This is a genomic window from Citrobacter sp. Cpo126 (genome assembly GCF_030332445.1).
In the GTDB taxonomy this organism is placed as follows: Bacteria; Pseudomonadota; Gammaproteobacteria; order Enterobacterales; family Enterobacteriaceae; genus Citrobacter; species Citrobacter portucalensis.
Window position 1 is genome coordinate 1 of record NZ_JAOWHT010000040.1, and the last position, 19,115, is coordinate 19,115.

The window sequence follows — 19,115 nt, forward strand, 5'->3', positions numbered from 1 at the left end:
GGAATATCTCCGCGCGATTCCACGTTCAGGCGCACCACCGGTTCGGTATTGGAAGAGCGTAAATTGAAGCGCCAGTCGACAAACGACATGCTGATACCGTCCGTTCTGTCCACCGACAGCGCCTCACGGGAAAAATGCTGCTCCACGCGCGCAATCGCTGCCGCCGGCTCTGCCAGCGTACTGTTTATTTCTCCGCTCGCCGGGTAGGCCACCATCCGGTCACGGACCAGTTCGCCCAGCGACTGTCCTTTCAGACACAGCAGCTCCGCCACCAGCAGCCACGGGATCATTCCGCTGTCGCAATAGGCAAAATCGCGGAAATAGTGGTGCGCGCTCATTTCGCCACCATAAATGGCATCTTCGTGGCGCATCCGCTCTTTGATAAACGCGTGCCCGGTTTTTGACATCACCGGTTTACCGCCTGCCGCCGTCACCACATCCACGGTGTTCCAGGACAGGCGCGGGTCGTGGATAATTTTCGCCCCCGGATTCTTCTCCAGAAACGCTTCCGCCAGCAGGCCGACAATGTAGTAGCCCTCAATGAACTGACCTTTTTCATCGAACAGGAAGCAGCGGTCAAAATCACCGTCGAAGGCAATCCCCATATCCGCGCCGTGTTCAATCACTGCATGGCGCGTGTCGGCCCGGCATTCCGGCAGCAGAGGATTGGGAATACCGTTGGGGAAACTGCCATCCGGCGTGTTGTGAATTTTGATGAACTCGACCGGCACGCCCAGCGCCTTAAAACGGGCTTCAATGGCGTCAACCACCGGACCTGCCGCGCCGTTGCCGGAATTGAGTACCAGCTTCATCGGTTTCAGTTTGGCGGGATTGATGTAACCCAGCAGGTGGTCAATGTAGGCATCACGGGTAGTAATGCGCTGGTAGCGGCCACGTTTTGTCTCATCAACCGTTGGGAAGTCATTGGCTTCAGCCAGGCGCTGCACGTCGCGCAGACCGGTATCTCCGCTGATGGGCCGTGCCCCTTCCCGCACCAGCTTCATACCGTTGTAATCCATCGGATTATGGCTGGCGGTCACTTCAATACCGCCGTCAATGCCCAGGTGGAAGGTGGCGAAGTAAATCTCTTCAGTGCCCGACATACCAATATCCAGCACATCCACGCCTGCATCCTGCAGTCCTTTTGCCAGCGCCAGCTTCAGCGTCTCGCTGGTCAGGCGCACGTCACCGCCGAGGACAATCGTTTTTGGCTTCAGGAACTCGCCGTAAGCGCGACCAATACGCCACGCGATATCTTCATTCAGCTCTTCGCCCAGCCTGCCGCGAATATCGTAGGCTTTGAAACACTTTAATTTATTCATAATAAAATCACCGTGATATTAAACACGTCCATATCTATCTGCTAAGCGCACAATATCATCTTCTTCAAGATAAGAGCCTGAACGAACCTCTATCAATTCAAGGGGAATTTTTCCTGGATTTTCCAGACAATGCATTGCACCAACGGGAATATATACAGACTCGTTTTCCCCTAACAATCTGATATTATCATTAATGGTCACTCTCGCAGTACCTGCGACAACTATCCAATGTTCAGCACGATGATGATGCATTTGCAGGGAAATACCTTCTCCTGGATTCACTGTCAGTCGTTTTACTTGATATCGATCACCGGTATCTATTGAATCATATTTTCCCCAAGGACGGTAAACTTCTCGATGAGTATGATGTTCTGAACGTCCCCTATTCCTAATTGACTCAACTATTTTTTTAACATCCTGTACTGAGTTCTTATCCGCTACTAATACAGCATCCTTCGTTTGTACAACAACGAGGTTTTCCACACCAACAGTAGTAATTAGACCGGAATCAGAATACAAATAGCTATTCTTTGTGTTATTCGATATTACGTCACCGGCAGTTACGTTCCCATCTGCGTCTTTGTCCGTAATTTCCCACAAAGATGACCATGAGCCAACATCGCTCCATCCTGCATTCATTGGAACAACAATCGCAGAATCCGTTTTTTCCATAACAGCATAATCAATAGACTCATCTGGACAAGCTAGGAACGCTTCTTTATCAACTCGAATAAAATCTAAATCAGTATCTGCTGATTTAATTGATTTCTCGCAAGCTTCATGAATATCCGGGCGGAATTTTTTTAACTCAGTCAAATAACGATCGCTGCGGAAGAGAAACATACCACTATTCCAATAATAATCCCCAGATGAAACATATTTATTCGCTGTTTCAAAGTTTGGCTTTTCAACAAACTCAGCAACTTTATAAGCTTCTCCAAATAAATTGCGATTCTCGACACCTCGACGGATATATCCGTAACCTATCTCAGCTTTATCTGGAACAATTCCAAATGTTACAAGATTCCCAGTTTCTGCATAAGCTTGTGCAGTGTTAACTGCCAGATGAAAAGAATCTACATCCTTGATGACATGATCAGCAGCTAATACAAGAATGAGTGGTGGGTTTTCAGGCTGCAAACGCAAAGCGGCAAGTGCAGCTAAAGCAATAGCTGGGGCGGTATTACGACCTGCAGGCTCGAGGATAATATTCCTTGTCAATTTTCCCATCTGCCGCAATTGTTCGGCAACGATAAAACGGTGTTGTTCGTTACAGATTACAACCGGGTTTTCACAATTCAATCCACTCAAACGCCCAATGGTCGATTGCAGCATTGTAAACTTACCATCAAGACATAAAAACTGTTTTGGGTAGAGTTCTCGCGACAACGGCCATAAACGACTGCCAGTACCCCCAGCCATTATAACTGGAACAATCATATTATTTTTTTGCATAAATATTTTCTTCTATAGCATTCATAAAAGTTGATAGTCGCGATTTCCAGGAGAAATTAGACATCACAAATTCACGAGCATTTTTCGCAAGACATGAGTAATATTCATTGTCACTGGTCATTAACCTAATTGCCTTTTTATATTCATCCGCCGTGTCAGCAATTATGATCTCAGAACCATTTGATGCTTCTATTCCTTCAAAGCCTATGCTTGAACTAATGCATGGCAAGCCTAAGGCCATATATTCCAAAACCTTATTTTGCACACCAGCACCAAGTCTTACAGGACAAACTCCAATATGTCCAGATTTTGATGCTTCATTGATATCAACCACCATCCCTAGTGCAATAGTGTTAGCGTAAGAATTTAGAACCTTTTTATTAGACTCGGATATTTTCCCAATCACTTTAAAAATAACATCAAATTCTTCAGCTATTTTTGGCAGAATTTCTTTAGCAAAAAAAGTTGCGGCATCCATATTCTGCATTGAAAGCATATTACCAATGAAAACGAGCTCTATCGGTTTATTGCTGTCAATGGTTCTCGCTTTAAAAAGTAACTGGTCTGTATCCACACCATTATTCACAACCTTAATATGTTCATAATTGGTGGGGTAGAGAAAATCTCTATCTATAGGCGATATAAAGGTTGCCAAATCAAACGAATATGCAATTTCTCTTTCATACTTTTCCAAACGAGACTGCTCGACAGAATAGATTAACGCTCGAATACTACTCTTATTGGACATTTTTTTAACACGACTATAATTTAATGATATAGCATCAGTCATGTCTATAAATTTAACTTTATTTGTATCCTTCGCATAGTCCGCTACTCTGATTAGATGGCAGAAAACCGCATCGTGAGTAGTTATTAGTTCATTAAATTTTTGCTGAAACTTCTCAGAACGATAATAAGCTACCTGCAATGGTACTTTTGTCGGCAATGCTTTTAATACATTAAAATATGATAAATATTTAGGATGGAAAACTCTATGAATTTCAGAGAAAACGTTGTCTGTAATAACGGATTCAATCTCTGAGCGGTGATCACATAAGCTAAGAAGTGTTAAATTATAAGTTTCAGACAATGCTTTACATAGCTTATAAATTCTTAAACGATCCCCACCGATTACCGGATACGGGAAACGCGGAGTAAGAACTAAAATTTTTTTTCTCTGTGTTTCTTCAGTCATACTAAGATAAACCTTATCTATCAAAATCCGCTTGGGAAGATCTTCTTACAATTCAATGAACCATAGTTCATTTGCTTTAGATTTTTTTCCCGTATTCCAGTTCAATGATCTGTCTGTTCAGTGTGCTTCTGAAAGACATTACTAAAATCGTCTAAAACAATAACATCATGCCTGGCACTCCAAAAATGCTATGATCATGCGAGGAATGATATAAGTAAGTAAAGTTTTCTAATTACCTTCCCAATTTATTAACTCTTTACACCAAAGGTAGTATTTAATTCGCTGCCACTAAATCGTGCCGGTGAATAATATGTCTTCTGTACTGCGCAAATATTAGCTTTATCAAATACACCTGCAATTACATGTGCTGGCAAAGGTTCAGAGATATCATTCATTAATGTAATGCACTCTTTATTATCTTTAATCTCTTCATATCCTATCATCGTATGTTTTGACCCATAGACATGCAGTCCATAAGACAATGCTTCTGCAACTTTTGTTTTCATTCCACTACCTAACATTAAGGGAGAATAAAAAACATCACATGAGGATAAGAGCACTGACATTTCATCATTACTTAAGTCTTCAAACATATATACATTTTCATTTTTTCCGAGTGACAGACTTGATAATTTCCTTCCAGCTAGAACAAAAACCACATTATTATTATCTTTTGCTTTCTCTATTATTTTATATGCAGCCTCAACATTTGGAAAAAAATCAAAAGATGCAGTAAAAACCAACTTACGTCTGGAGTCAGCATTTAATATATTAATTTTATTAATGAAGGCGAATGAAATAGAATTCTTAGACTGTGTATTTTCATAAACAACTGGAATCACAAGGTGTTTTTGCTGACAATTTTTATAGTAATCATTCATTAATTCTCTGTCATTCTCGGTTATATACGTCACCAGATCAGAAATATACAACCCCAACCACTCATTAAATCTAATAATTAATTTTTCATAGATACTAGTTACCGTTGCCTTTTTTTGACTGATTAAGTTAAATTCAAAGTTATCCGTAAATAAAATAATATTCTTTTTTGGAAAAAATAACTTAATAAGATAGCAAATAATTCCCAATCTGGAGTTGTGAATACCAATAATATCATTGCCTCGACAAATGCGAAGAATCGTGAAAAGATGCACCATGTAAAAAGAAGGCAATAGCAAAGCTCGTGAAATTACATCTTGCAATAACCCTTTTGATAGCGAAAAGTGCTTTGCAGCAGGAACATCAAAATTCTTTTCACTTATATCTTTATCAACTAACGTAAGCTCTACGTTTTGTTTATTGAGAAAAGATACTAACGTTCTTAAGTATACCCCTCCCCCAGTTAATTCATTGTAAGAATTTATAGATATCAAGCAGAATTTTTTAGCACTCATAATTGAAAGCCTTCTTCATTATTTTTTCGTAATTTTCCTCTGAAAAAACACTTCTTTTATCATAGATATCTGCTCTTAATTTCAAATATTCTTCGTCGGATAAGGACATCAGCATGCCAATAGTTTCAATTATACTATCCTTATTCTCAACCATGAAGACACCCGGATGCTTATCCAGATGCAATTCTCTGATAGCTCCGACTTTATATCCAACGACGGGTGTTCCGCAACACAACGCTTCGACTGTAACCAACTCAAATCCTTCATACATGGAAGGAAGAATCAATAATTTTGCTTCTTGATATATATTAGGCATTTCACTGTAATCTACGCCGACATTAATAGTGACATTATTTAGATTACTTAACTCCTCAGGAGCTGAAATACTTGAAACAAAGTTAAAATTGAAATTGGGATAAGCATTACAAATATCAACAAGCTCTGCGATCCCTTTCCCCTTCTCCAATCGACCGACAAAGGTTATATAGTTCTGCTTTATATTCCTTTCTTGGTTAAACTTGTTCAAATTTATATAATTTCGAACCACATCTATCTTATCTTCATTGATTAAATAACACTCAACCCACTCACTCTTAACTTTTTTTGATACAGCCCAAATTTTTTCTGAAAGTTTTCCTGAACATTTTTCGTAGAGCGCCATCACACCGCTACCTGACAATAATTTTACTTTTCTTTTAGTGACAGTTTGCGAATAGCACTTCATATTCCCATGCGCAACTAGCAGGTCATTGAAATAGAAAGGAGAGGAATACCCATGAGAGATAACTAAGAACTTATGTCCACATATTTTTTTTAGTAGAAAATATATCGATATCAAAACAGGGTATAACAGCAACTGCATTTTTTTATTGCTAATGTAACGAGTCAATACAAGGTACTGCCTGTCCGTAATAATTACTTTTGCATTAAGATTTTCTAAGATTTTTTTTTGTTGTGCGACTACCCGCTCAACACCTCCCTGCCCACCATCACCATTAAATGCAGCAATATAAACGATCATTTTAAAAACTTCCTTGCAAAGGATCTAATCTTAAAAATAATAAAATGTAACTGTCGCGCAAAAATAGTTTGCCTGTCATTAGTTATTCTGTTAATTGCATCATTATATTTTTTTAAGAAACGATGGTTGTTAACAACACTTTCATAATGATATTTAAACTTATTGGCAGTCCTTGCCCCACCCGTTGCTTTTTGCGGCGGCAAATTAATTAATAGCGCCTGAGAGTCATACACAAACTTTAATTTATTTAAATAAAGGGCCAACATAAAATCGGTTTCCTCTCGATAACAGTTTCCTGTGTAGCCCGTATCAAAGCGTAAATCGCCTATTGTTCTACGCTCAACAAGAACAAAAGGTTGAGCATAAAAACACTCTACAGGTTCATCCAAGTCAGCAGTAAAACTAAATTCCATTTTACTCAGATTGCTCACAAACTTACCTTCGCTTTTGTGGCGTTCAATACATTGCTCAAATTCCCATTCATTGTTATTCATGTAAAGAATTCTTGCTCCTACTACATCAGCCTTTGTCTTATTTTTTGTTTCCAACATTCGTCTGATCGTACCAAGCTGCAAATATGAATCATCATCACCAAAAAAGATAAAATCGCCCTTGGCTATATCAATGCCTCGATTTTTTGAAAACATTTGCTTTTTGTTAGAATCATTCTCAAGCACGACCAAATTTAAATATTTTTGTTGAAGTTCACCAAGCACTTCACGAGTATTATCTTTAGAGCAGTCATTAATGACTATTACTTCCAGCACTTCATCCTGAAAATAACTGGGAATAATATCCCTGAGCAAATGCGCTCTATTATAGCTGGGGATAATTACACTAACATTTTTTCCCATCATATCGAACCGCTCCTGACTTATAATTTGAATATATAATGACAATGAATGAAACAATAATACTTTTTATTAGATATGGTAATGAATACAATAATGTTTCCCGAGGAATAAATAAAAATGGAGGCAGTATGCTAAAGTAGATAAAATAAAATAGTGGATTATACTTTGTATATTTCTCCATACTGTTCAAGAGAGTCAGTATTATACATGGTATGATAAAGCAGCCAAAAAGCCCCATAGCCAAAAGCGATTCTGACAGGTAACTCCCACCTAAGCCATAACCTTGACTATATAACTCTGAATTAGCTGTGAAAGAAGCCAAATGGCTATAGCTAACCTCAGGAAGATATACTTCAATTCGTAATACCGAGGCAGCAGTGATCATTATTTGACCAACCAAAAATGATGCGTCAGTAATACCATTTACCATATGTAGCTTTACACTTTGGTAGACAGCAATGTATGACACACCCATTCCGTAAAGGAAATCTATGATTGGGTTATTTCCCTCTAGCAGGGCAATAAAGCTGCCACCCGAGCGCCACATTGAAACAAACTCACTCAATGCAAATACAATGACAAATAAAGCAAGCATTTTAGCGAGAAGTTTAATATTGCTGACACTCTTCTCATTATAGTAGATACAGCTTATCGTCAGCAAAAAAGTTATAAACTCGCTTCGACTCCCCTTTAAGGCGCTGAATGCAGCTATAATTATGGCTATTGCAAGGAATAACTTTTTCGTTCGAAATTCTTTATAAAATGCACAAATAAGAAAAAATGAGCAGTAAAATAAGTATGATAAAAAATCATACCCAGCTGGCACCTTTATATTATTCTGATATATATCAACATAGCTGTTAGATTCAATATAATAGAAAAAATATATTCCTTTTAATACCATTCCTATTGTTCCAAGAAGAAGCAAAAAGAAAAGAAACTTCAAGGAAGGAGCGATGTATGTTGATTGTCTAACTTTCTGATTAGGCGATAAAGTATTTCGGCTGGCAATAATTGCAATCGCATACCCAAAGTACATTAATGAAATAGCATAATTTGCATAAGCAACATAGTCATCCATATATCCAACTATGAACCAGTCGGCAATGCGAAAATCATAATTAGCCAGAAAAGACAGGAAAGGCCTACTCCCTAAAAATACAAAAGAGGAGATAATCAATAAACTTGCAGGTGATGTAATCTTGTTACCAGAATATGAAATCCAGAAAATAGATACTGTAGCAATCACCAGAACGTATACTGAACATAATACTTTATTATCAACTATTAACATTGTTGTAAAAATAGTTAACAAGCTAATAAACAAAATAAATAATGGGAGTTTTTTAAATTGCATTGATGCTAATCCTTTTCCACTTGCTCTTAGCAACACATGCTAAAAAGATAAAAACTAAAAACTCACCAAGTAAGTTAAGAGTTACCCCGCCTAGTACATTGTACGTATTAATTAAAAACCACGAAATTGAAACCACTATGATTCCCGATACGAGGTTGGCACTTCGCAAGAGTTTAACATTATCAGTTGGAATAAGAAATTGGACTCCCAGAACATTGTTAAGGGAGGAAAATATTGTTATTACAGATGATATCGCAATTATCACAAATGGAACTTCGATATTACCAACGACTTGGGCAGCAAATTTTCCAAATATCAAATAGCATATACAGGCAATTACACTTATTACAAGATGAATGATGAAGCTTCGTTTAATTTTATTTTTGAATTCGCTATCATTCGGGTTCTGTTTTGATACTTCTGACAGCATGAACTGCGATACTGGAGCGATTAAACTCTGGCATGCTACGGTTAACTTCTGTACTATAGAATATATACCCAAACTAGCATGGCCGCAATAGTTACCAATCAATATAGGAATTAATCCACCATATCCAATAGTACCTAAAACACCGATAAATACATCTCCAGCACGCTTAAACTCTGATGCAGATAATTTTAAATTCAAATGTTCCCAATGAAAAGAAAATGTTTTCTTCCTTACATAAAAATAGCATAAAAGTAAACTGCCATTTTGGAGGAGGCTAATAATGAAAATATTGCTCCCTTTAGCTACCAGATACAATAGTAATAGTACAAATAAGATTATCCGCGTTATAATTTGGCAGAATGATAGGAATTTAAAATCACCTATTCCCTGAAACATCCATAACGGTGTTAGTATATTTCCAATTGCACAGATGAAAACTGACAGCATATATAATGAAGATAGATTTACCATACCAAAAAATGATAATACATTAACTGCGCATAGCGCCACTATAAAAAGCAATGATTTCAAAAATATTATTGTGTTATGATAAACATGCAACTCTTTTCTATCATTCCGATAACGAGCAGCCACCACTGGAGCAGTGTATGTAAAGCCAAAATCAATAAATAAAGAGACAACCTGATAAATAGCCGTAATATAAACCAACTCACCATAACTAGCTAATCCAATATGGCTAATAATTATTGGAATAATTATTACAGGAGCAACGTAGTTAAATAGCTGTAGAATATAAAGACCCAAGAAAACATCTTTTATTATTTTCTTTTTACTAACAAAGCTAGGCAATTTTCAGTCCCGTATTATCAATTATTACATAATATTTGCTATGAGCTAATAAATTCAGCGGCATCAACATTGGTTAATAATTTTTGGAAGCAGACTCCATAGCCACGCTACCGCCCCTGGCTTAACAGCTACCAGTGCACTAGCAAAATGCCAAAGATGTAACCAGCCCCGCCAACTGTCGCAAAGCCATCAAAACTCAAACGCTAATTGTCTTACCAAATGCGACCAGAAACAAGAAAAAATCCAACAAAAAACAGATTAAACCTGGTAGGTTAACTTATTGTAATTCTTTGTTTTTATATGAAAAACGACAGTAACACTCCGCTGCATAAATCATAGGCGGTGGAATGTTAACTGCCGTTATTTTTTCTGGCTTACCTTCACGAAGATCTGTAAATATCTACTCGCTAAGTAGCTTTTCAATGCTCTTACGGAACTTCGGTCCTTCTTTCAGGTTACGCAACCCGTACTTCACAAACGCCTGCATGTAGCCCATTTTTTTACCACAGTCGTAGCTTTCGCCGGTCATCAACATGGCATCAACAGACTGTTTTTTCGCCAGCTCAGCGATGGCATCCGTCAACTGAATTCGCCCCCAGGCGCCTGGCTGCGTATGCTCCAGTTCTGCCCAAATATCAGCAGACAGCACATAGCGCCCTACGGCCATCAGATCGGAATCAAGCGTTTGCGGCTGATCCGGTTTTTCGATGAATTCAACGATGCGACTGACTTTACCTTCATTGTCCAAAGGCTCTTTGGTCTGAATAACAGAATACTCAGACAGATCGCCTTCCATACGCTTAGCCAGTACCTGACTACGCCCGGTTTCATTAAAACGAGCAACCATAGCAGCGAGGTTGTAGCGCAGCGGATCCGCACTCGCGGTATCAAGAACGACATCCGGGAGCACCACGACGAACGGGTTGTCCCCAACAATTGGGCGAGCACAAAGGATGGAATGACCCAGACCCAGCAACTGAGCCTGACGGACGTTCATGATGGTCACGCCCGGAGGACAGATAGACTGCACTTCGGCTAAGAGCTGGCGCTTAACACGCTGCTCAAGGAGTGATTCGAGTTCGTAAGAGGTGTCGAAGTGGTTCTCAACTGCGTTCTTAGACGCATGAGTCACCAGAACGATTTCTTTGATACCGGCAGCTACAATCTCGTCGACAATGTATTGAATCATCGGCTTGTCTACGATCGGCAGCATCTCTTTAGGGATTGCCTTCGTGGCAGGCAACATGTGCATCCCCAGACCTGCTACCGGAATAACTGCTTTCAAATTAATCATTAAGTCATTCACCTATTCAATTGTTGCTGAATTATAGCTTTTTAGCTTGTTTTAGCCAGTATGAATTACATTACTCCGATGCCGCGTATGTTACGCCGCTTAGCTGCGGAATGCAGTAATCTTAATCCCAGGCGGGTACAACTTTTGCCAGGAATGGTCGCAAAGTTACCTCCCCTGCCCCGGTAGCCGAAAATTCACCGCTTCGACATTCACCACCTGATGGTTTACCCGGTCAATGTCAACTGAACTTTGCCCGCTTTCGTTTACCGCATGGATATTCGCCAGTGATAGCAAGGTGCCCTGCTTAGCCATAAACTTGCCGCGTACGTCCTTGCGCAGATCGAAGTGCATCTTGAGCGCGGGTCCTGTTGTGGATTGCTGCATCACCCTGATGTTACGTAAAAAAAGATGCTGTGGTTGGTTGTGCAACTCAAGCGTGGCTCGCTTCATCTCCACGTTGGTGATGGCCACGAACGACGTTGCATTACCTGATGAGATCTGAATTCCACGTAATTTATATTCAAGTTTCGTGTTATCCAGATGGATATTATTTAACTTAAAGTTCTGCGGAATGGATAAATATCGTCCTTTAATAACACCGTAGCCAATGAGCATACCTGCGCTATTTTCCATATTGATATTATCAATCACGAAATTATCACAGCCATAAATAGCGACCGTCGCATTATCAATACCTGCTTTCTTACTAAAATCTGGGGTAATATTTCGTGCGGTGATATTACGAATTATAAAATGTTTACCGTTCTCTACATGAACTAGCTGTCGACAGTCGGTACCGGTGATATTCGCCACGACAAAGTTTTTTACCGCCAGGTCATCGGGATAGGAATTGTCATAGGTACTGCCCGCCAGCCCGATGCCGATGCCCCAGTTCACGTTGCCATTGGTACAGTTGATACGTTCAATGACATGGTCAGAAATGAGGATGTTGCTGTCGTTGATCGCCACATTCCACTCAATGGCATCTCCCTGTAGATCGCTAAAACGGCAGTTTGTAATCTTTACGCCATCCATCCGGTTATGAAAGCCCTGACGCAGGATCCCATAGTTGGCGCGCGTGACGGTAATATCATCGATAACCAGATTGCGCATCAGCCTTGGTGTTTTGCCGCCGACATAGACTTGTGTCACTGGGCCAAAACCACTCATGGCAATCCCTTTTATCACACAGTCTGAACCGCGCACATCGAGGGTAACATTCCTCAGGCTCCCGCCCTGCTCACCCACTACCTTACATCCATCCTGCAGAACAAAGCGACCACGGCCATTGCCGCTGATTCTGCCTTGCAGGTGTAGCGTTTTGCCAGGAGGAATAACGATAGCGGTATTGAGATCCTTACATTCCAGTCCATTTGGTACGACTACCGTTTGTCCTTCTTTGAACGCCTGCCGGAAAGAAGCGACCCAATCCTTTGGGTTGTAATCCTGGATGTTAACACTGTCCGATGATTCAAGCGCCCGGACAACGGGAGAATGCAGTACGACAAGCGCAGAGCCTGCCGTCAGAAAAGTACGGCGTGAGAGTTTGTTCTCTGACATACAACCTCGATTTACATCGTTTGCAGCAGACTGGCTAACTGTTTATTGATCGCTAACTGATTAAATTCAGTTTCAATTTTTTCGCGCGCGCACTGCACAATCGGTTGTACCTGCTCACTGTCGAGTAGGCTAAATGCCGCTAATCTCTCTGCCAGTGCCTGCGCATCGTTTTCCGGTGCCAGCCAGCCAGACTTGCCCGATTCGACCAGCTCCGGGATCCCGCTGTGAAAGGTAGAAATCACTGGAATACCTACCGCCATCGCCTCCATCAGCGCCACCGGGATCCCCTCCATATCGCCGTCTCTTCCGGTAATCGACGGCAGCAAAAATACATCCGCCTGCTCAAGCATCTCCTTTACCTGATGGCTGGGCTTAAAGCCGGGCATCTCAATCACATCATCGAGTTGATATTGCTCGATCAGCGTACGTAAACGACGCTCCCAAGGGCCGATACCCAGAATGCGATAACGAAATGAAACGCCCTGCTCTTTTAACTGACGACAGGCTTCGATGGCGACATGCAGTCCTTTTTTCTCGGTTAACCGGGCGACAGAGATAATTTCCAGCGGTGCAGCTGGTGCTTTCAGTTGGCGAGGGGTAAAACGCGTCATGTCGATACCCATACGCGAAACCGCGATTTTTTGCGGCGGGCATCCCATGTTTTTTAAACGTCCGGCCCAGAGATTGCTGATGGGTAACATCAAATCTCCACGTTGAAACAGCTGCTGATACTCAGGGGTATAGCGGGTAAGCACATCCCGATGCGAAACATCGACACCGTGAAATACCGTGGCGATTTTTCCGCGGATCATCCCAAGCTCACGCAGCTTAGCGGCCGTTACGCCTGCTGGCCCAAAATGAGCAATAAAGACATCCGCTTCAAACGCCCGCGGATTCCCACCGCAAATGGCCGCCAAAATCAGATTACGCGCTTCTTCGCCATAGCGTGCAACATTAAGCGCTTTCCAGGTCGCTGCGCGGGTGAGACCGTGCAGAGCCCCCGCCGCCCTATATTTCAGCTTCGCCAGTTTGCTTTCCGGTTCATTCAGCAACCAGCGCGTTTTTTCACCCAGCCGATAGGTATTAAATGAGGCATGCGTATTTTCAAGATCGCCCTTCTGCAAAGCGACAATCTCCACGTCGTAGCCCATATCGATAAATGCGGTTATCTGATTGAGTACAAAGGTCTCAGAAGAGAGAGGAAATTTAAGCAGGAAAAAGCCAATCTTCATTTTTCCCCCTCAATACGCGTTAAAACCGACTGCACCATGTGTACCCCGCGTTCGCGTTCGCGTGTCACAGCATCCCCAAGTCGTATGTTCAGATCAGGTAACTGTCCGAGGGTATCGGCGACCTTTCCTTCCAGACTGCCATCGAGCAGATGGCGAATATCGACAGCCATCTCCGGCAACCCCAACTGTTGCATGATCCCTGCCGATTTATGCTCGTAGTTAATGGCGATGGCTGGCGTCATAAAATTCATCGAGATAATGGCCGAGTGCAACCGAGTACCCACCGTCAGATCGCATGCCCCCAGAATCTTCCCCATCTCCAGATCGTTAAGTTCATCCATCACCACATGATATCGGGCCGGGTCGTTAACATACTGGCGCAGGTTTAACGCCACCATGCGATCATCTTTGTTGTAACTATCAATACCGGTGCAGGTTGACAGTGCAATCACCTGGTAACCTTCATCAAGGATGCGGTTCACCACGCCGGCAAAGGCTTGCTCATAGGCCTGCTGCGTTGTCCCCAGACGCTTATCAAAAGGAGCCAGCTCGCGCAATGTAATGGCAACGGTCTTCTGTTTAGCCGCCATGTCTAACCAGTGCTGTACCGCATAACCTGGCTCAAAATCCTCATGATGATTGTCGACCAGCCAGGCTGTATCCACGCCTGTTTCAACTTTATCCGTGGTAATTGCGCTGCGCTTCATCAGATCCAGACTGACGGATTCACGTAAAATCAATGCATTACAGTGGCCAAACACGTAGTTCGCCAGTTGATTAAACTGCTCATCCTGGAATGGCCCCACGCTGTGACCAATCATGTACAACGGTTTTTTCGCCATAAACGAACACAACGCATGCTCAAACTGCGGCACACCATACAGATCGACAAAGAACGATCCGCCGACCTGGATGATGGCGTCATAGCGCGACAACAAACGAACAAAATCGGTAAAGCCCTGGGCGATAGCGATATTGCGCAGATTTCCGGAGTCGGTAACACGCGAGAGCAGTACCTGGTGCTGATAGCGACGACGCAGCACTTTCTTCACGCGCCCCATAACACCCACTGCATTGTTGTGTTGTCTCATCTGCAAATACAGCGGATCGCCCATCACCGGGCGGTTCAGTAACCATGAGGAGCTCACTGGGTAACGGCTCATAACATCCACTTCAGTCTCAGGACGCAACGCGTTAATGGCATCCAGCAAACCGCGCAGGATCGCGCTATCCCCTCGGTTCCCGCAGGTATGGTTGCCCAAAATTAATAGTTTCATTATGACCTCTTAAAGCGTTGTTCTTATCCTGCACGGAGCAAGGTTTTCAGTTTTTCACTGCGACAGAGCTGGCATTTTATTTCCACCACCAGCGGATGACGCGACAGCACCATCATTAGCGCAAACGCCAGTGCCCCTGCCGCTATCTGGCTCCCCAACAACACGCCCAACGACAGTTGGCCATGCAGCATTACGCCCAGCGCATAGCTCACCACAAGGGTTGGCAAGGAGAGATACAACGGCAGCCAAAGACTGAGCATGTACTGGCGGTAGCTGGGGCCAAGAACAGGCTTAACCATCACGAAATAGCTGAGGACTGTATTAATCACCTGGACCAGCAAAAAGCCCAGCGTCACGCCAATTGCCCCGGCCAGATGTCCACCGATGAAAATAGCGGGAATAAACAGAAAGGTTTTGAACACATTGAATTTAAAGCTGATATCGACCCGCGCTTTCGCCATCAGCAGTGAACCGATTGGATTCCCCACCGAGCGCAGCAGCCCAACAATGCACAGCAGTTGCAGGATGGGGATAATGCCGCTCCACTTCTCGCCGAATACCAGCGGCACCACGTTATTCGATACCACCATCAGTCCCAGTAGCGCCGGGAAGTTGATAATCCCAACCACCGACAGCAGCTTGTAAAAATTCACCCGTAGCTTTTCACTGTCGTCCTGGATTTTGGCAAACGCCGGAAACAGCACGCGGGTGATAATCGGGTTCAGTTTGATCGGGGGGACAACCGCCACATTCCAGGCGAGATTGAATCCGCCCGCCACGCCAGCTCCCAACGTGCGGGCTAAAACCAGCGTGGAAAGGTTGGTATTGATGTAATTGATGATGCTGTCTGCCGTCAGCCACGCACCAAAACGCAGATTCGACGAAACGGATGCCAGCGAAAAATGCAGCCCCGGACGGTAAATCCGGCGACCAAAATAGCCGAACAGCAGCGTACGTAGCGTACTGTTTACCAGATACCCGAGAATGGCCGTCAGTGCGAGCGGCCAGAAATGGGCACTGACTACGGTGAAGGTAAAACCAGCCAGTACCGAACTGGTTTCAATCATGCCAATTTTGTTGAAGGCCAGCTCTTTTTGCATCAGCGCACGAAACTGCTGCCCGTGCGGTATCACCACAAACGCCAGCGATAACGTTTTGATGAGCGGTGCCAGTTCTGGGTTATTAAGTACGCTGGCAATCGTCTCGCTCAGCAGAAACATCGCTACGCATACCACGATACCCAGCCCCACGTTGAGCCAGTACAGCGTGGTCAGTTCAAGATAGCCAATCTCTTTGCGCTGAATAATTGAGTTGGCAATACCAAAGTCAGACAACGTATCAGCCAGCGCGATGATCACCAGCGCCACGGTTAACAACCCGAACTGGTGGTTATCAATAATCCGTGCCAGTACGGTCATCTGGATAAGACCCAGACCAATGATGATCACCGTGGCAATCGCCGACCACTTTGCGCCGTTCAGCGTTTTTTCTCGTAAGCTCATGTTAATACGCCGCTTTGTTGACAAAGCCTTTGAATACCGTCAGAAAAACAATTTTGATATCGAACCACACGCTCCACTCGCGAATGTATTCGAGGTCAAACTCCACACGTTTTTCCATTTTTTCCAGCGTATCGGTTTCACCGCGCCAGCCGTTGATTTGTGCCCAGCCGGTAATACCCGGTTTCACCTTATGGCGTAACATGTACCCCTCGATAAGCTGGCGGTACTGTTCGTTATGCGCCACCGCATGCGGGCGTGGCCCAACAATAGACATGCCCCCGGTCAGCACGTTAATAAACTGCGGCAGTTCATCGAGCGACGTTCGGCGCAGGAAATTCCCCACAGGGGTAACGCGCGGATCGTTTTGCGTCGCCTGCGTCACCACCGCGTCGTTTTCCATCACTTTCATCGAGCGAAATTTCCAGACTTTGATCGGTTTTCCGTCCATGCCATAACGGGTCTGGCGGAAAATCACCGGTCCTTTGGAGGTCAGTTTTACCAGTAGCGCTATGCCACACAGCACCGGAGAAATAAGCAGCAGGATCAGCGAAGCCAGCACGATATCTTCCGCGCGTTTCAACAGGCGATTAATTCCCGAGAGCGGCGTGTCATACAGCGGCACCACCGGAACGCCATTCATCTCCTCAATCCGTGAATGCAGAATGTTAAAGGTAAAGACATCAGGAATAAGGATCACCGAACAGGTGGTGTCGGCCAGCTCACGAACCAGTTTTTTGACGCTGGCGCCATCGCTCATCGACATGGCGATATAAACGTTATGAATACGAGAGGCTTTGGCGTCGTCCACCAGCTGTTGCAGATTACCGGCCCAGTCGCGGGAGTTTTTTCCAGGGATAGGATCGTGATAGACACCTGCTACTTCAAACCCCAGCCATGGTTCATGGCGAAAACTGTCCAATAGCATTTGTCCGGCGGGCAGGTCCCCTGCCACCGCCACCCGGCGCGTGTTATAACCGCGATTACGCAACCATCCCGCGCCGTAGCGAATAAACGAACGGCTCAACACCAGGCCAACGCTGGATAGCAGATACCACGCCAGCCAGACGGCGAGACGGTTATCAAAATCGTTATTAAAGGCGATCAGACCTGCGCAAAAAATCAGACTCAGCGTCCAGTTTTGCAGCAACAGCACCAGCTCAGTGGAAATTTTGACACCGCGCCAGGAGCGATAAAAATCCGTTATGCCACCGAGCATCTGAAAAACGACCAGCGTGATCAGCGCCACCAGCAGGTGCATGTACAGGAAAGGCAAACCGCTTAATTCGCAGATTACCCACAACCCGCCAAACATGATGGTGATATCTGAAAAGCGTTGCACCATCGAAATTAACGACGCATTGGTTTTGGCGCGTTCGCGCTTTTTTAGATGTGTCATCGTGGTTCCTGTTAGTCACCCTTTGCCCAGCATCGGGCAAAGGAAGCACCAGCATTACTGATTCAGTAACGCCAGAAGAGTGCGCGTTCGCGCTTCCATCAACGGAATATCTCCGCGCGATTCCACGTTCAGGCGCACCACCGGTTCGGTATTGGAAGAGCGTAAATTGAAGCGCCAGTCGACAAACGACATGCTGATACCGTCCGTTCTGTCCACCGACAGCGCCTCACGGGAAAAATGCTGCTCCACGCGCGCAATCGCTGCCGCCGGCTCTGCCAGCGTACTGTTTATTTCTCCGCTCGCCGGGTAGGCCACCATCCGGTCACGGACCAGTTCGCCCAGCGACTGTCCTTTCAGACACAGCAGCTCCGCCACCAGCAGCCACGGGATCATTCCGCTGTCGCAATAGGCAAAATCGCGGAAATAGTGGTGCGCGCTCATTTCGCCACCATAAATGGCATCTTCGTGGCGCATCCGCTCTTTGATAAACGCGTGCCCGGTTTTTGACATCACCGGTTTACCGCCTGCCGCCGTCACCACATCCACGGTGTTCCAGGACAGGCGCGGGTCGTGGATAATTTTCGCCCCCGGATTCTTCTCCAGAAACGCTTCCGCCAGCAGGCCGACAATGTAGTAGCCCTCAATGAACTGACCTTTTTCATCGAACAGGAAGCAGCGGTCAAAATCACCGTCGAAGGCAATCCCCATATCCGCGCCGTGTTCAATCACTGCATGGCGCGTGTCGGCCCGGCATTCCGGCAGCAGAGGATTGGGAATACCGTTGGGGAAACTGCCATCCGGCGTGTTGTGAATTTTGATGAACTCGACCGGCACGCCCAGCGCCTTAAAACGGGCTTCAATGGCGTCAACCACCGGACCTGCCGCGCCGTTGCCGGAATTGAGTACCAGCTTCATCGGTTTCAGTTTGGCGGGATTGATGTAACCCAGCAGGTGGTCAATGTAGGCATCACGGGTAGTAATGCGCTGGTAGCGGCCACGTTTTGTCTCATCAACCG

At 44.3% G+C, this 19,115-nt stretch carries 15 protein-coding genes; all 15 read right to left on the reverse strand.

Annotation, left to right across the window (positions count from 1 at the left end; translation table 11 throughout):
- Positions 1–1,322, reverse strand: a 1,322-nt coding sequence (gene cpsG, locus OGY17_RS18680; protein ID WP_286608015.1) for a colanic acid biosynthesis phosphomannomutase CpsG, incomplete at its 3' end; no start/stop codon positions are given.
- Between the two features lie 18 nt (positions 1,323–1,340).
- Positions 1,341–2,777 carry a mannose-1-phosphate guanyltransferase gene (gene cpsB, locus OGY17_RS18685; RefSeq protein ID WP_234103911.1) on the reverse strand — a complete coding sequence of 479 codons (1,437 nt, stop codon included), beginning with the start codon at positions 2,775–2,777 and terminating at the stop codon, positions 1,341–1,343.
- Complete coding sequence (locus tag OGY17_RS18690; RefSeq protein WP_234103910.1) at positions 2,764–3,972, reverse strand: glycosyltransferase; 1,209 nt, start codon at positions 3,970–3,972, stop codon at positions 2,764–2,766. Before OGY17_RS18690 ends, cpsB begins: the two co-directional genes overlap by 14 nt.
- Positions 3,973–4,220: 248 nt before the next feature.
- Positions 4,221–5,366, reverse strand: coding sequence for a glycosyltransferase (locus tag OGY17_RS18695; RefSeq protein WP_234103909.1), 1,146 nt, complete (start codon positions 5,364–5,366; stop codon positions 4,221–4,223).
- Positions 5,356–6,387, reverse strand: a complete 1,032-nt coding sequence (locus OGY17_RS18700) for a glycosyltransferase family 4 protein (RefSeq protein WP_234103908.1) — start codon at positions 6,385–6,387, stop codon at positions 5,356–5,358. Before OGY17_RS18700 ends, OGY17_RS18695 begins: the two co-directional genes overlap by 11 nt.
- On the reverse strand, positions 6,384–7,244 hold the full coding sequence (locus OGY17_RS18705; RefSeq protein ID WP_234103907.1) for a glycosyltransferase family 2 protein: 861 nt from the start codon (positions 7,242–7,244) through the stop codon (positions 6,384–6,386). Before OGY17_RS18705 ends, OGY17_RS18700 begins: the two co-directional genes overlap by 4 nt.
- Positions 7,225–8,598 (reverse strand): O-antigen polysaccharide polymerase Wzy, encoded by a 1,374-nt coding sequence (gene wzy / locus OGY17_RS18710; protein WP_234103906.1) that lies wholly within the window; start codon positions 8,596–8,598, stop codon positions 7,225–7,227. The genes OGY17_RS18705 and wzy overlap by 20 nt, the downstream gene beginning before the upstream one ends.
- Complete coding sequence (locus OGY17_RS18715; protein ID WP_286608021.1) at positions 8,588–9,838, reverse strand: oligosaccharide flippase family protein; 1,251 nt, start codon at positions 9,836–9,838, stop codon at positions 8,588–8,590. Before OGY17_RS18715 ends, wzy begins: the two co-directional genes overlap by 11 nt.
- A gap of 400 nt (positions 9,839–10,238) precedes the next feature.
- On the reverse strand, positions 10,239–11,132 hold the full coding sequence (galF, locus tag OGY17_RS18720; protein WP_234103904.1) for a GalU regulator GalF: 894 nt from the start codon (positions 11,130–11,132) through the stop codon (positions 10,239–10,241).
- Between the two features lie 165 nt (positions 11,133–11,297).
- Entirely contained in the window at positions 11,298–12,692 is a 1,395-nt protein-coding gene (wcaM, locus tag OGY17_RS18725) for a colanic acid biosynthesis protein WcaM (RefSeq protein ID WP_286608024.1), read from the reverse strand.
- Between the two features lie 11 nt (positions 12,693–12,703).
- A complete protein-coding gene (gene wcaL, locus OGY17_RS18730; protein WP_286608026.1) occupies positions 12,704–13,924 on the reverse strand; it encodes a colanic acid biosynthesis glycosyltransferase WcaL in 1,221 nt (406 codons plus the stop codon).
- Positions 13,921–15,201 carry a colanic acid biosynthesis pyruvyl transferase WcaK gene (gene wcaK, locus OGY17_RS18735; protein ID WP_286608028.1) on the reverse strand — a complete coding sequence of 427 codons (1,281 nt, stop codon included), beginning with the start codon at positions 15,199–15,201 and terminating at the stop codon, positions 13,921–13,923. The genes wcaL and wcaK overlap by 4 nt, the downstream gene beginning before the upstream one ends.
- 23 nt (positions 15,202–15,224) lie before the next feature.
- On the reverse strand, positions 15,225–16,703 hold the full coding sequence (wzxC, locus tag OGY17_RS18740) for a colanic acid undecaprenyl disphosphate flippase WzxC (RefSeq protein ID WP_008785189.1): 1,479 nt from the start codon (positions 16,701–16,703) through the stop codon (positions 15,225–15,227).
- Between the two features lies 1 nt (position 16,704).
- Entirely contained in the window at positions 16,705–18,099 is a 1,395-nt protein-coding gene (gene wcaJ / locus OGY17_RS18745) for an undecaprenyl-phosphate glucose phosphotransferase (protein ID WP_008785190.1), read from the reverse strand.
- Between the two features lie 54 nt (positions 18,100–18,153).
- Positions 18,154–19,115 (reverse strand): phosphohexomutase domain-containing protein (locus OGY17_RS18750; protein WP_286608031.1); only part of this gene is annotated, 962 nt, incomplete at its 5' end.

Coding starts and splice junctions, on each gene's coding strand:
- wcaL (WP_286608026.1), bottom strand. CDS start 13,924: ATGAAGATTGGCTTTTTCCTGCTTAAATTTCCTCTCTCTTCTGAGACC.
- cpsB (WP_234103911.1), bottom strand. CDS start 2,777: ATGCAAAAAAATAATATGATTGTTCCAGTTATAATGGCTGGGGGTACT.
- galF (WP_234103904.1), bottom strand. CDS start 11,132: ATGATTAATTTGAAAGCAGTTATTCCGGTAGCAGGTCTGGGGATGCAC.
- wcaM (WP_286608024.1), bottom strand. CDS start 12,692: ATGTCAGAGAACAAACTCTCACGCCGTACTTTTCTGACGGCAGGCTCT.
- OGY17_RS18705 (WP_234103907.1), bottom strand. CDS start 7,244: ATGATGGGAAAAAATGTTAGTGTAATTATCCCCAGCTATAATAGAGCG.
- OGY17_RS18700 (WP_234103908.1), bottom strand. CDS start 6,387: ATGATCGTTTATATTGCTGCATTTAATGGTGATGGTGGGCAGGGAGGT.
- wcaJ (WP_008785190.1), bottom strand. CDS start 18,099: ATGACACATCTAAAAAAGCGCGAACGCGCCAAAACCAATGCGTCGTTA.
- wzy (WP_234103906.1), bottom strand. CDS start 8,598: ATGCAATTTAAAAAACTCCCATTATTTATTTTGTTTATTAGCTTGTTA.
- OGY17_RS18690 (WP_234103910.1), bottom strand. CDS start 3,972: ATGACTGAAGAAACACAGAGAAAAAAAATTTTAGTTCTTACTCCGCGT.
- wzxC (WP_008785189.1), bottom strand. CDS start 16,703: ATGAGCTTACGAGAAAAAACGCTGAACGGCGCAAAGTGGTCGGCGATT.
- wcaK (WP_286608028.1), bottom strand. CDS start 15,201: ATGAAACTATTAATTTTGGGCAACCATACCTGCGGGAACCGAGGGGAT.
- OGY17_RS18695 (WP_234103909.1), bottom strand. CDS start 5,366: ATGAGTGCTAAAAAATTCTGCTTGATATCTATAAATTCTTACAATGAA.